Source organism: Halalkalibacter hemicellulosilyticusJCM 9152, from assembly GCF_000513115.1.
Classification (GTDB): Bacteria; Bacillota; Bacilli; order Bacillales; family Bacillaceae_D; genus Halalkalibacter; species Halalkalibacter hemicellulosilyticus.
On sequence record NZ_BAUU01000002.1, the window covers coordinates 116,586 to 130,393 of the forward strand.

The 13,808-nt window shown below is 37.8% G+C and carries 15 protein-coding genes and 2 pseudogenes; 16 read left to right on the top strand and 1 reads right to left on the bottom strand.

Features of this window, described 5'->3' with window-relative positions; all coding sequences use genetic code 11:
- The first annotated feature begins 83 nt into the window (after window positions 1–83).
- From JCM9152_RS01710 to JCM9152_RS01735, 6 genes and pseudogenes are all read left to right on the top strand, one after another.
- A complete protein-coding gene (locus JCM9152_RS01710; protein WP_035340189.1) occupies window positions 84–584 on the top strand; it encodes a Rieske (2Fe-2S) protein in 501 nt (166 codons plus the stop codon).
- A gap of 15 nt (window positions 585–599) precedes the next feature.
- Window positions 600–1,271, top strand: a complete 672-nt coding sequence (qcrB, locus tag JCM9152_RS01715; protein ID WP_035340191.1) for a menaquinol-cytochrome c reductase cytochrome b subunit — start codon at window positions 600–602, stop codon at window positions 1,269–1,271.
- 38 nt (window positions 1,272–1,309) lie between these two features.
- A complete protein-coding gene (locus JCM9152_RS01720) occupies window positions 1,310–2,098 on the top strand; it encodes a menaquinol-cytochrome c reductase cytochrome b/c subunit (RefSeq protein ID WP_035340193.1) in 789 nt (262 codons plus the stop codon).
- Between the two features lie 114 nt (window positions 2,099–2,212).
- Window positions 2,213–2,812: a DUF1405 domain-containing protein gene (locus tag JCM9152_RS01725; RefSeq protein ID WP_035340196.1), complete on the top strand. Its 600-nt coding sequence runs from the start codon at window positions 2,213–2,215 to the stop codon at window positions 2,810–2,812.
- A 70-nt stretch (window positions 2,813–2,882) separates the two neighbouring features.
- Window positions 2,883–3,668 carry a sporulation protein YpjB gene (ypjB, locus tag JCM9152_RS01730; protein WP_035340198.1) on the top strand — a complete coding sequence of 262 codons (786 nt, stop codon included), beginning with the start codon at window positions 2,883–2,885 and terminating at the stop codon, window positions 3,666–3,668.
- Window positions 3,669–3,806: 138 nt separating this feature from the next.
- Window positions 3,807–4,492, top strand: a pseudogene (locus JCM9152_RS01735) (zinc metallopeptidase).
- A 415-nt stretch (window positions 4,493–4,907) separates the two neighbouring features.
- On the opposite strand, the gene JCM9152_RS01740 reads toward JCM9152_RS01735, so the two are convergent.
- The gene (locus tag JCM9152_RS01740) at window positions 4,908–5,780 is read right to left on the bottom strand and encodes a YitT family protein (protein WP_035340200.1); all 873 of its coding nucleotides are present in this window, start codon (window positions 5,778–5,780) and stop codon (window positions 4,908–4,910) included.
- A 134-nt stretch (window positions 5,781–5,914) separates the two neighbouring features.
- Here JCM9152_RS01740 and JCM9152_RS01745 point away from each other — a divergent pair, with 134 nt between their 5' ends.
- The 10 genes and pseudogenes from JCM9152_RS01745 (at window position 5,915) to panD (ending at window position 13,752) form a co-directional block, all read left to right on the top strand.
- Window positions 5,915–6,268 carry a nucleotide pyrophosphohydrolase gene (locus JCM9152_RS01745; RefSeq protein ID WP_035340201.1) on the top strand — a complete coding sequence of 118 codons (354 nt, stop codon included), beginning with the start codon at window positions 5,915–5,917 and terminating at the stop codon, window positions 6,266–6,268.
- Window positions 6,252–7,054 (top strand): annotated as a pseudogene (dapB, locus tag JCM9152_RS01750) (4-hydroxy-tetrahydrodipicolinate reductase). Before JCM9152_RS01745 ends, dapB begins: the two are co-directional and overlap by 17 nt.
- A 16-nt stretch (window positions 7,055–7,070) precedes the next feature.
- Entirely contained in the window at window positions 7,071–7,460 is a 390-nt protein-coding gene (locus tag JCM9152_RS01755; RefSeq protein ID WP_035340204.1) for a methylglyoxal synthase, read from the top strand.
- Entirely contained in the window at window positions 7,435–8,190 is a 756-nt protein-coding gene (gene bshB1 / locus JCM9152_RS01760; protein ID WP_369384506.1) for a bacillithiol biosynthesis deacetylase BshB1, read from the top strand. Before JCM9152_RS01755 ends, bshB1 begins: the two co-directional genes overlap by 26 nt.
- Complete coding sequence (gene bshA / locus JCM9152_RS01765) at window positions 8,187–9,314, top strand: N-acetyl-alpha-D-glucosaminyl L-malate synthase BshA (RefSeq protein ID WP_035340208.1); 1,128 nt, start codon at window positions 8,187–8,189, stop codon at window positions 9,312–9,314. Before bshB1 ends, bshA begins: the two co-directional genes overlap by 4 nt.
- Window positions 9,315–9,330: 16 nt before the next feature.
- Window positions 9,331–10,470: a CCA tRNA nucleotidyltransferase gene (locus JCM9152_RS01770; RefSeq protein WP_035340210.1), complete on the top strand. Its 1,140-nt coding sequence runs from the start codon at window positions 9,331–9,333 to the stop codon at window positions 10,468–10,470.
- A complete protein-coding gene (locus JCM9152_RS01775) occupies window positions 10,467–11,432 on the top strand; it encodes a biotin--[acetyl-CoA-carboxylase] ligase (protein WP_035340212.1) in 966 nt (321 codons plus the stop codon). Before JCM9152_RS01770 ends, JCM9152_RS01775 begins: the two co-directional genes overlap by 4 nt.
- A gap of 245 nt (window positions 11,433–11,677) precedes the next feature.
- Window positions 11,678–12,535 (top strand): 3-methyl-2-oxobutanoate hydroxymethyltransferase, encoded by an 858-nt coding sequence (gene panB, locus JCM9152_RS01780; RefSeq protein WP_035340216.1) that lies wholly within the window; start codon window positions 11,678–11,680, stop codon window positions 12,533–12,535.
- Window positions 12,513–13,376, top strand: coding sequence for a pantoate--beta-alanine ligase (gene panC, locus JCM9152_RS01785; protein ID WP_035340218.1), 864 nt, complete (start codon window positions 12,513–12,515; stop codon window positions 13,374–13,376). Before panB ends, panC begins: the two co-directional genes overlap by 23 nt.
- Window positions 13,369–13,752 (top strand): aspartate 1-decarboxylase, encoded by a 384-nt coding sequence (panD, locus tag JCM9152_RS01790; RefSeq protein ID WP_035340220.1) that lies wholly within the window; start codon window positions 13,369–13,371, stop codon window positions 13,750–13,752. The genes panC and panD overlap by 8 nt, the downstream gene beginning before the upstream one ends.
- The last annotated feature ends 56 nt before the right edge of the window (window positions 13,753–13,808 follow it).

Sequence of the window (13,808 nt, forward strand, 5' to 3'; positions counted from 1 at the left end):
TATCATGAGTATGTCCTAGTATAATATGTGCTTATTTACGCCCGTTTTTGGGTTGACTTTACTTGTGCAAGGGGGGAAAATGAGTGAGCGAAAAAGACCACAAAGTATCACGGAGACAATTTCTTACGTATACGCTTACGGGGGTTGGCGGATTCATGGCTGCTGGTATGTTAATGCCAATGGCGCGCTTTGCCCTAGACCCAGCTTTGAGAGCTGGAGCGGAATCTGAATTTTTATACGTATGTGATGTAGATCAACTGACCGAAGATCCACAAGTATTTCCATTCAATTTCGATCAAGTTGATGCATGGTACGAATCTGAGGTATCACGAGACGTTTACGTTTATATCCGTGATAATGAAGTAACAGCATTGTCTGCCATTTGTACTCATCTAGGCTGTACCGTTGCGTATGACGGGAATGATGACTATCCGGAGCAATTCTTCTGTCCATGTCACTTCGGACGATTTGATAAGGATGGGCATAATATTCCTGGTACTCCGCCAAGACGACCACTTGACGCTTATGAAGTCAAGGTAGAGGATGGAAAAGTTTATTTAGGATCAATTTATCAACGAACATAGGGAGGAGCGTAATCAATGCTTCAAAAAATTTATGACTACGTTGATGAGCGTCTTGATATTACGCCAATGTGGCGGGATATTGCTGACCATGAAGTTCCTGAGCATGTTAACCCTGCTCACCACTTCTCTGCGTTCGTATACTGTTTTGGCGGACTAACGTTCTTTATTACAGTTATTCAAATTTTATCTGGTATGTTTTTAACGATGTACTATGCACCAGATATTATTAACGCTTATCAATCTGTAGCTTTTTTACAAAATGAAGTAGCCTTCGGTGTAATCGTTCGTGGGATGCACCACTGGGGCGCAAGTTTAGTTATTGTTATGATGTTTTTACACACGTTACGTGTCTTCTTTACAGGTTCATATAAGAAGCCACGTGAATTGAACTGGGTTGTCGGTGTCCTCATTTTCTTTGTTATGCTTGCTTTAGGTGTAACAGGTTACTTATTACCTTGGGATATGAAAGCGTATTTTGCAACAGCGGTTGTACTTGAGATCGCTGAGAGTGTGCCGGTTATTGGTGGATTTGCAAGAGCGTTGCTAGCAGGTGGAGATATTATTGGTGCAGCAACCTTAACGCGATTCTTCGCGATTCATGTATTCTTTTTACCTGGTGCGTTGTTAGGTCTACTTGCAGCTCACTTCTACATGATTCGAAAACAAGGTATCTCAGGACCATTGTAAACTAAAGTGATGCGAACTTAGTAAAGGAGGGAATAGAGATGGAACGAGGGAAAGGATTACAATTTGTCGGTGATTCTCGTGTGAAGGCAAATAATCGTAAACCTAACATACCAAAAGATTATTCAGAGTATCCAGGGAAAACAGAAGCATTCTGGCCTAATTTCCTTTTAAAGGAATGGCTAGTAGGTGCCGTTTTCTTAATGGGATTTCTTTGTTTAACGGTTGCCCATCCAGCACCGTTAGAACGTATGGCTGATCCGAATGATACAGGCTACATACCATTACCTGACTGGTATTTCTTATTCTTGTATCAATTATTAAAATATCAATTTGCATCTGGTGACTATAATGTGATCGGTGTAATCGTTATTCCAGGATTAGCTTTTGGAGCACTACTACTTGCTCCATGGTTAGATACAGGCAAAGAAAGACGTCCGATTAAACGACCAATTGCTTCTTCTATAATGATTCTTTCATTTATCGCTGTTGCATATTTAACGTGGGAATCAGTTGCTCAACATGATTGGGAAGCTGCTGCTGAGCAAGGTATGATTGTAGAAGAGGTAGAAATTGATATGGAAGCACAAGGCTACGAAATTTATTCAGTCCAGACGAGCTGTATTGGTTGTCATGGTGACAATTTAGCTGGTGTTCCAGGTGTTGGACCTTCACTAATTGATTCGGAACTAACTGTTGAAGAAACGATTGAAATTATCATCAATGGTATTGAAGGGACAGCTATGCCAGGTGGAGCATTTGAAGGGACAGACGAAGAACTCGAGATCCTTGCTGAATATATCGTTGCTGACGGTCAACCAGAAGAATAAGCGTAACACGTTTCACGAGTGCCCTAAAAGGTAGGATTTTATCTTTTAGGGCACTTTCTTCATAAAGAACAAATCATTACTTGTGTGAATCATACATAAAGGTAGGGAAAGTATATGTTAAAAGAAAGAATACTTCCCCTTTTTGGGGACAAGAGAATTCTTTTTCTTTTATTAATGATTAATATTTTAGGGACAATTTATGGATACATTTGGTATGCTGATCAATTAGCTCAAACACCAGCTCATTTTATATTATTTGTACCCGATAGTCCAACTGCGAGTTTATTTTTTGTCTTTGTATTAGTGGCACTTCTTTATAAAAAACAAATACCACTTATTGAGGCATTTGCTGCTGTGACACTCATTAAGTATGGGATATGGGCTGTAGCCATGAATATCGGCGCTGGCTTAGTAGGTGACCCGTTAAATTGGAAAAATTATATGCTGATAGCCTCTCATGCTGGAATGGCCTTACAAGCAATTCTTTATTCACCTTATTTTCGTATTAAATTGTGGCATTTATTAATTGTAGCTATTTGGACAATTTTGAATGATTATATTGATTATGGATTTATGATGCACCCTTGGGTATCAAGAGGCTTAAATTCTTATATTGAACAAATAGGTTTTTTTACGTTTGGACTTAGCCTATTCTCCATTCTAGTCGTTTACTTATTAGCGGTTAGAAAGAATCGTTTTATACTTGTTCGATAATAACCTTCTTTTTTTGGTCTACTCTTGTCCACAAATTCATAGGATGAGAGTAGAAAAAGGAGGGACAAGGATGCGACAAATACTCATCGCTATCATAACGATTTCTTTAATCATTCCAGTAACTGCTTATGCTGATGACTCTCCATCACAACATACTTGGAAACAATTAAATCATATGTCTGATCAAATTCTTCAATTAACGAAGCAAGAAAAATTTGCTGAATCAAAACAATTAATGAACCATTTCTCTAATTCATTTTTAGAAATTGATTTTCGTGAAGAAGGTATTACAATGAGTTCTTTACGCGCTGTTATTTTAGCCTTTGAAAAAGCCGAGCAATCATTAACAGCGACCGATATAATGTTGGAAGATCGTATTAGGGCAGTGACATCCTTTCGATTAGCTGTTGATGCTCTAACAAGTGAATTTCACCCCCTATGGCTACAGACTGAAGAGGTTGTGATGCAAGCATTAACGGAAATGGAGGCATCAATAGTCGAAAACGATGAACAAGCTTTCCAAGTTCGTTTAAATCAACTTTTAAATCAATATGAGATGATACGCCCAGCTTTATATATAGACACAGAACCTCAACAGTTACAACGTATAGATGCTCAAATAGCTTATTTAGACCGAATGAGGATAGAGAGCACAAGTAATAATAAGCTCGTAGACCATATGGAGTTGATGAAAGAAGAGTGGGAGCAACTATATAAGAGAATGAAGGAGGATAATACGGATCCTTCATTTTGGTGGGTGATTTTTACAATTGGTAGTATGATTACTGGATCATTAACGTATGTTGGCTGGAAAAAGTATCGAGCAGAAAAACGTAAAGTTCGCTTAAAAGAATAATGATCTTAAAAATATTTATCATATGTTCGATAAAGTGACAACTTCATGACCATTTTCGAAAATGAGAGCAAATGTTTGACTTTATTTGATGTTCTCATTAAACTATAAGAAAATGATCAACATAAGAGGTGACTATACATGGGTTTAACTACTTTCATCATTTATTTTGCACTCCTCTTAATTATTCCACTTTGGGCACAATCAAGAGTGAAGAGCGCTTACAGAAAATATTCACAAGTGCCCTCATCATCAGGTCTAACAGGAGCGCAAGTAGCAAGGAAAATTTTAGATGATAATGGTTTGTATAATGTACGAGTAGAAGAAGTAAAAGGAACATTAACTGATCACTATGATCCACGTTCAAAAGCTGTGCGTTTGTCTACAGATAATTTTCACGGTCATTCGGTAGCCGGAGCTGCGGTTGCTGCACATGAAGTAGGACACGCTATTCAGGATCAGGAGGAGTATGCTTTCTTACGATTTAGACATGCTTTAGTACCTGTTGCGAGCTTTGGCTCTAATGCCTCATTTTTCCTTATTTTGGCTGGGATCTTACTTTCTAGTCAAGGTATGTTATTATTTGGAATCATCGCAATGGCTGCAGCAGTCTTATTCCAACTTGTCACTCTTCCAGTAGAGTTTAACGCGAGTAATCGTGCAATGGAGCAAATCGTTTCAGCCGGTGTTATTCGCAATGATGAAGAACGTGAAACAAAGAAAGTGTTAAATGCTGCTGCTCTAACGTATGTAGCTGCAGCGGTCGTTGCTTTACTAGAGTTAGTAGCTTCGCATTAATGTATTTGGGCATGAATGGTGATGATTAAGTAAAAAAGACGGCAAAAGGCTGGGGCATAGCTAGCTTTAAGTAATGAAAAGGTGAATTTGAGCGAGCTCAAATTCACCTTTTTCTATTTTATGAGTAAATTCTACTACTTCTTTTGTACATGATATCCTTATGTTATTTTGAAAAAGAGAATTCTCAAAGCTGAAGTCACTCGACTCCTGCGAGAAATAGAGGAGGCCGCTGAAAAAGTGCGATTTTCACTTTTCCAGTGGCCTTTAAGTAATGTGCGTAGCCGTTGCCCGATTTTGAAAGCCTTGCTATGAGTGGGTTCCTCATAACAAGGCGCGCAACGAGCGGAGCGATTACTCTTCTTTGAGTTACTAGAAAGGACTTTTTCAGTGCTCTCGATTTGTACTTCTTCATTGGTCCAAACAGCCAGCCAAAAGCTAAAATGTTTAACGTGTAAGAGGGCGTTTTTGTTCATCCAGTGTAAATCCTTCACCAATTACATCTTGAACATCATTGACAGTTACAAAGGCATGCGGGTCAATTTTTTCAACTAATGTTTTCAAACGAATAAGCTCATTACGTCCAACAACACAATATAGTATGTCTTTGTTAGAACCTGAAAAAGTTCCTTTTCCAGTCAAGATCGTTGCTCCTCTGTCCATTTCATTGATAATACTATGAGCGATTTCAGAAGCGTGATCAGATATGATAAATGATGCTTTAGCAGAATAAGCTCCTTGCTGTATAAAATCAATGACTTTTGCGGCGACAAACACGGCGAGTAACGTATACATCGCTTCTCGATAATTTAAATAGAGTAATGAGCTACTAATGACAATCGCATCGAAAATAAACATCGTTCTCCCCATACTCCAGCCAAGATATGTGAACCCTAGCTTAGCAATAATATCTACACCACCAGTCGTTCCTCCGTAACGAAAAACAATTCCTAAACCAACTCCAATAAATACGCCAGCCAAAAGAGCGGCAAGAGTCATATCATCATGTAATGGGATATGAATAAGAGGGTACCGTTGAAAAAACTCAAGAAAGATCGATACACTAAACGTTCCGATTAACGTATAAATAAATGTTGTCCTACCGAGAATTCTCCATCCTATAAAAAAAAGTGGAATATTAAGTACAAGGTTTGACAAAGCGGGGTTGAACTCAAACATGAAATATAATATCAGCGTAATACCTGTAAACCCACCGTCTGCTAATTGATTTTCCATGTTAAAATATACAAGACCGAAAGATAAAACAGCTGAGCCAAGAATAATAAAGATAATTCGTTTTATGTGTAATATTGGATTCATACTTTTATCCCTCCTAGTCTATCTTTTGATGTAGACTTATTATAGAAAATCATGTTGTTCATATCAAATTTCTATTTTCTATTTGTCAAATTAAGAACAATTCGCTAACATGTAGAAAGGAGGAATGTGTAAGTATGGATAAATCAATGAAGCAAATGCAAAATGAAGTTGATCAATTTATTGGACAGTTCAAAGAAGGCTATTTCTCACCATTGGCGATGCTCGCACGTATGACAGAAGAAGTAGGTGAGCTTGCTCGAGAGGTTAATCACTACTATGGTGAAAAGCCAAAAAAGGAAACAGAAGATGAAAAATCACTAGAACAAGAGTTAGGTGATTTAATGTTTGTTCTTATTTGTTTCGCCAATTCCTTACATATTGATTTAGATGAAGCATTTGATCTTGTGATGAAAAAATTTCAGGAACGAGATCAAAATCGCTGGACAAGATTTGATGAAGAGGGTGCTTTAGATGGAGAAGACCGTTAATATCGTTATTGCAGGGCCAAGAGGGAATATGGGAAGTGAGGCCGTCAAGCTTGTAGAAAATACGGCAACATTTAATCTTATTGCAGTAGTTGACTCGAAACATGAAGGAAAAAAACTATCTGATTTAGATCATTTTTCCAATGTTGATGTCCCAATTTTCACAAATATGGAAACATGCTTTCAAGAGCATGATGTCGATGTGCTAATCGACTTAACTGCACCACAATTTGGTAGGAAGCATATGGAGATTGCATTTCAATATGGGGTAAGTCCTGTAGTTGGTACAACTGGTTTTACAGAAGAAGATATCGTTGAACTTCGACAAATAGCAGAAACGAAAGAAATAGGTGCAATTATAGCTCCAAACTTCGCAATTGGTGCTATACTTATGATGAAGTTCTCACAACTAGCAGCTAAATATATGACGGATGTGAGATTATCGAACGTCATCATGATCGTAAGCTAGATTCACCGTCTGGTACAGCATTGAAAACGGCACAACTTATTTCAGAGGTGCGGGATGAAAAGAAACAAGGTCATGAAGACGAAGTTGAAGAATTAGCTGGTGCAAGAGGTGGAGATATAGAAGGGATGAGAATACATAGTGTTCGTCTGCCAGGGTTAGTGGCACATCAAGAAGTGATCTTCGGAGGAGAAGGACAGACGTTAACGATACGTCATGACTCTATAAACCGTGCATCTTTCATGCCTGGTGTAAAATTAGCGGTTGAAACTGTACTAAAGATTGATACGCTTGTATATGGTTTAGAACAGATCATTGAATAAAAGGGAGAGAAACCGGATGAGAATTGCATTGATTGCTCACGACAAAAAGAAAGATGATATGGTTCAATTTGCAGTTGCATACAAGTCAATTCTTTCAGAACATGAACTTTTTGCTACTGGTACGACAGGAACAAGAATTATGGAAGCTACTGAATTACCTGTTACTCGTTTCAAATCAGGTCCGCTAGGTGGGGATCAACAAATTGGTGCGTTAGTCGCTGAAAATAAATTTGATCTTATTCTATTCTTCCGTGATCCACTAACAGCCCAACCACATGAACCTGACGTTACTGCTTTAGTAAGGCTCTGTGATTTACAAAATGTCCCACTTGCGACAAACCTCGGTACAGCTGAAGTACTAATCAAGGGCCTTGAACGGGGTGATCTCCTTTGGAGAGAAGGTTAGGCAAACGATTATGACTTCATTAGATTTATTAGCGTTCGGAGCCCATCCTGATGATATTGAAATCGGGATGGGAGGGACGTTAGCTAAATATGCGAAGGCTGGATATAAAGTTGGAATTTGTAATTTAACAAATGCGGAGCTATCTTCAAATGGAACTGTACAAATAAGACAAGAAGAAGCGGAAAGAGCAAGTAAACAATTAGGGGTATGTAAGCGAATACAGCTTTCTTTTCGCGATCGAGGCTTAAAATATATAACCGAGGAAGATTTACGAAAAGTTGTTTCACTCATTCGTCAATTTCAACCGAAAGTAATTTTTGCTCCATTTGAAATCGACCGTCATCCAGATCACGGTGAGTGTAGTCGAATTATTAATGAGGCTTATTTTAATGCGGGTATTCGACAATATCGTTGCTATGAAAACAGAAAGGCTTATCGACCTGATAATTTATTTTATTATTTTATTAATGGTTATGAACGTCCTAACTTTGTCATTGATATTACAAACGAAAAGAAGTTAAAAAGGCAGGCACTTCTTTCATACGAAAGTCAATTTACAATGAAGAATAATTCAATTCAAACACCGCTTACAAATGATTATATTTCTGCGGTTGAAGCAAGAGATCAATTATTTGGAAAGGAAGTCGGTGTTCATGCAGCAGAAGGCTTTATGACACCTAAGCCCCTTATTATAGATCAATTGCTCGTTGGAAGGGGAGCGAATAAATGAAATTACGTATCGGAATCAGCTGCTATCCAACTGTAGGGGGTTCTGGCGTATTAGCTACGGAACTCGGTAAACTATTAGCTGAAAGAGGTCATGAGGTTCATTTTATCACATCTAGTGTCCCCTTTCGCCTTGATCGTGTGTATCCAAATATTTATTACCATGAAGTTGATGTAAATCAATATTCTGTGTTTCAATATCCACCTTATGATTTAACATTAGCGAGTAAAATAGCCGAAGTTGCAAAACGTAATCAATTAGATCTCATCCATGTACATTATGCCGTACCTCACGCTATTTGCGCGATACTAGCTAAGCAAATGATCGATAATAAGTTAAAAATCATGACGACATTACACGGTACAGATATTACCGTATTAGGCTATGACCCATCTTTAAGAGAAATCATTAGGTTTGCCATCGATAAGTCTGATTGCGTAACAGCTGTGTCGAACAATTTAGTTGAACAAACGAAAGACTTAGTTCGGACAAATAAAGAAATTGAAACTGTTTATAATTTTATCGATGAGCGAGTTTATATGAAAAAAGAGGTTGAGCATTTAAAAAAACATTACGAGTTAAGTCAGGATGAAAAAGTCGTTATACATATTTCTAACTTCAGACCGGTCAAACGTGTTTGTGATGTTGTTAAAAGCTTCGCTGGAATTCAAGCTAAAGTAAAATCAACGCTTCTTTTAATTGGAAACGGTCCTGATTTACCAGTTGTGAGGCAGCTCGTTAAACAATTAGGGATTGATGATCGTGTACAATTCCTTGGGAATCAAAAGCATATTGCGGAATTACTATCAATGAGTGATTTAATGTTATTATTGAGTGAAAAAGAAAGTTTTGGCTTAGTAGCATTGGAAGCTATGGCCTGCGGAGTTCCTGTTATCGGAAGTAATGCGGGAGGCATACCAGAAGTCATTGTTGACGGTGAAACTGGGTATGTTTGTCCAGTTGGTGAAATAGATTGTGTCGTAGAGAAAGCCGTTTCGTTATTGACAGACGATGAACAACATAACCGCTTTTCAAGCCATAGTGTGAAACGAGTTCATCAAGTTTTTCATTCTGAAAGAGTCGTTAGTCATTATGAACAATTATACAATAAAATGTTAGAAAGTTGAAATGAGTGATTAGGTTATGATGGACAATCCATTCTTTAGAAAAGCGAAACAGCTATTACAACGCTTAAGTCATAATGGCTTCGAAGCATATATTGTCGGTGGAGCTGTCCGTGATTATGTATTAAAGAAAAATTGTTCTGATATCGACATTGTTACTAGTGCAACGCCTGAACAAATACAACAACTATACCCACAATCATTTCAGATGAATACGGCGCATCAAACGGTAATCGTTCGAGTAGACTCACTAAATTATGAAATAACGACAATGCGTGGTTATTCAATTGAGGAAGATTTAAGCAAAAGAGACTTAACAATCAATAGTATGGCCATGGATGCTACTGGAACGATTATTGATCCATGCGAAGGGCAGATTGATCTAAACAATCAACTGCTACGTTCACACCATCCAGAAATACGAATCAAGGAAGATCCGCTTAGATTATTAAGAATAGCTCGTTTTATGAGTCAACTAGGCTTTTCAATTGATCAAGCATTGGAGCAGGCTGTATATGCAAATGCTCCGATGCTTCGTTTTGTTGCTACAGAACGTTTTGCGAAGGAATGGTTGAAGTTGCTACAAGGATCAAATGTGCTCGATGCGTTACAATTGATTCAATCAACCAAATTATATCGGTATATGACTGGCTTTCATTTAACAAAAGAGCAACTTGAACACCTAATGTTACTCCCACTAAGCCAAAAGGAATCTGACATCTTAACATGGTCGACATTTGCATTAGTGTATCAACCACCTTCCTCTTCGTATTTACGAAAGCTAGCCGTTTCATCAGAGGTGAGACGGCAAGTAAAGGTACGGTTAGAGTGGTATGAAAAAAGGAAAACTGAAAGATGGAATCCTACCTCGCTTTTTGATGCAACGCTTGCAGTTGCTCTTGATGTGGAAACATTAAGAAAAAAAATGCATTTGCCTACTATTAGTGGACAGGATTTAGAAAAGATATGGGGTTCATTATCGATCCATAGACGAAGTGAACTAGCCATAAATGGGCATGATTTATTAAAAAGTGGTAAAAGTGCAGGTAGATGGATAAATGACGCTTTACGACAAGCAGAGCTAGCTGTTATAAATAGAAAGTGTGTAAATGAAAAGAGCCAACTTTTAAAGTGGCTAGAAGGGAGAATGTTCATTTGAAGGAATCGCTCATAAAATTATTAGAAGAAAAACAAGATCAGTTCGTCTCAGGTGAACATATTAGTCGCTTATTAGGTTGTTCTAGAACCGCTATTTGGAAACACATAGATAGTTTGCGAAAAAGCGGATATGAGGTTGAATCAGCCCCAAGAAAAGGATATCGATTAGTTCAAAGAGGGGAACAAATACAGCCTCATGATATAAAGCTTAATTTAACGACAGATACATTTGCTATAGAGCAAACCTATCTCTCTACAACTGTATCAACACAAAAAGTTGCTCATGAGCTTTTGCAAAAAGGAGTAAAAGAAGGGCACCTAGTTGTTGCCAATGAACAAACGAATGGGAAGGGAAGAATGTCACGCGCATGGCACTCTCCTGCAGGTACAAGCGTTTCAATGAGTCTTATCTTAAAGCCTAACCTACCACCACAAAAAACTCCACAACTTACATTGCTATCTGCTGTAGCCATCGTGAGGGCGATTAAGCAATTAACAGGTCTTTCAGCAGACATTAAGTGGCCTAATGACGTGTTAGTTAATGGAAAGAAATTAGTCGGTATTTTAACTGAGATCCAATCAGATCCTGATCTTGTTCATTCAGTTGTCATCGGTGTCGGTATCAACGTTAATCAAACAAAAGATGAATTACGTTCAGATTTAAAAGATAAGACGACATCATTATTCATTGAAACAAAAAAGAAGGTTGATCGTGCCAAGTTAATTGCATATGTGTTGAATGAATTGGAGTCATTATATAAAATCTATATAACGGATGGATTTGAGCAAATAAAATTAATGTGGGAGACGCACTCCATTAGTATTGGTACTCACCTTTATGCTAGAACACCAAATGATGTTATTTACGGCTTTGCAAAAGGAATTACAAGTGAAGGCTTTTTATTAATTGAAGATGAATCTGGTGTCACACATCAAATTTATTCAGCAGATATCGAATTTTAAAGAATCTTTGTTATACTATTCTCTAAGGGCGGTATTAGTCATAAACTGCACCTATACGAGGAATAAAATAAAAAGAAAAAATCAATCTGCCTTGATCAAGATTGACTGGGACAGAGGAGTAATGGATAAGACTATTTTCGCAAAATAGCTTATTTAAGCATGTATTTGTCCTCTTTCTTTATTTGGAAGTGGATTTTTCGTGTTTATGACAACTCCTCTAACGATGAGAAGGAGGATTATCAATCATGAAGAAAACGACAAGTACGTTTATGAAAATGAAACAAGAGCTTGAGAAAATAACAATGATGACAGCGTATGATGCACCAACGGCTCACCTAGTGGAGGAAGCGGAAATAGACATGATTCTCGTTGGAGATTCTCTAGGAATGGTCGTCTTAGGATACGATTCGACGATTCCTGTTACAGTCAATGATATGTTACATCATACAAAAGCCGTAAAAAGAGGTGCCACTCAAACATTTATTGTAACGGATATGCCATATTTATCATACCACGGAGAATTCCAGCAAACGTTAGAATTAGCTAGAACAATCATGCAAGAAGGTGGTTGTAATGCATTAAAGCTAGAAGGAGCTGGAGAAATTGTAGAAACAGTTCGAAAGCTGACAAATGCCGGTATCCCTATTGTTGGGCATTTAGGATTAACTCCACAGTCTGTTGGCGTTCTCGGTGGGTATCGTGTTCAAGGGAAAAGTGCATTAGAAGCTGAGAAGCTAATAGATGATGCAAAACGACTAGAAGAAGCAGGAGCTTTTGCCATTGTCGTTGAGTGTGTACCTGAAGAAGTAGGTAAAGCACTTGCGAACAGTTGCCAAATACCTATTATTGGTATTGGGGCTGGAGCGGAAACTGATGGGCAAGTACTTGTTTATCATGACTTAGTTGGATATGGCTATGGACATGTGCCTAAATTTGTCAAACAATATACGAATATAGCATCACCTATCAATAAAGCTTTAGTACATTATCGAAAAGAAGTAAAAGCTGGTCAGTTTCCTAATAAACTTCAGAGCTTTAGTATGACAGAAGATCAAGTACAGGCCTTATATGGAGGATCAAATGAAAGTTCTAAAGACGATTGATTTATTAAAAGTGGAAATAGAAAATATTAAGAAATCTAATCAAACAATTGGGTTCGTTCCGACGATGGGCTATTTACATGATGGTCATCTATCATTAATGAAGGAAGCTCGAAAGCAAACCGATCACGTTATTGCTAGTATATTTGTCAACCCCCTTCAATTCGGAGCAAATGAGGATTTAGATCAATACCCAAGGAACTTAGAGAGAGATGAGCAACTTGCGAAAGAAGCAGGGGTTGACATTCTTTTTTGTCCAGAAGTTGCTGAAATGTATCCATTTGAAATGCCTATGTCGATCCAAGTTCACAAAGGAACCAATGTTCTTTGTGGCCAAAGTAGACCGGGCCACTTTGATGGAGTCGCCACAGTTGTAATGAAATTATTTAATCTCGTTCAGCCATCAAAAGCGTACTTCGGACAAAAAGATGCTCAGCAAGTAGCTATTATCATGAACATGGTTCAAGCTTTTAATGTTCCTGTTGAAATTGTTCAGTGCCCGACGATACGCGAAAGTGATGGGTTAGCCCAAAGTTCAAGAAATGTTTATCTATCAGAAAATGAACGAGCAGAGGCTTCAATTATATTTGAATCACTCAAGAAGGCTTGTGACGCAATAAAAAGCGGGATTCTCAACCGAAAAGAAGTTATACAACGCGTGAAAGAACACCTTGAAAATGGAATGGGTGAAATCGATTATGTTGATATTCTGACCTATCCAGAGCTTGAAATTCAGGAAAAGTTGTCAGGCAAAGTCATAGTAGCTGTCGCTTATCTTTATGAGAAGGCACGGTTAATTGATAATGACATCATTGATATTGAGGAGGAGAATCGACATGTTTAGAACGATGATGAAATCAAAAATACATCGAGCGCGTGTGACAGAATCTAATTTAAATTATGTTGGTAGTATTACCATTGATGAAGATATTATGGAGGCTGTAAACATTTTAGAAAATGAAAAGGTGCAAATTGTAAATAATAATAATGGTGCCAGATTCGAAACATATGTCATAAAGGGAGAACGTGGCAGTAAAGTGATTTGTTTAAATGGAGCCGCTGCTCGACTTGTTCAAGAAGGAGATATTATTATTGTTTTGTCATATGCTCTAATGTCTGATGAACAGGCACAAAAACATGAACCTAAAGTAGCCATTATGAATGACAACAATGAGATCGTTGAAATGTTAGGAACCGAATTAGCATCAACAATACGTTAATATCGCATATTCCCTTCTTCTTCGATAAACACTTAACATAGATGTTTCGCATGAAG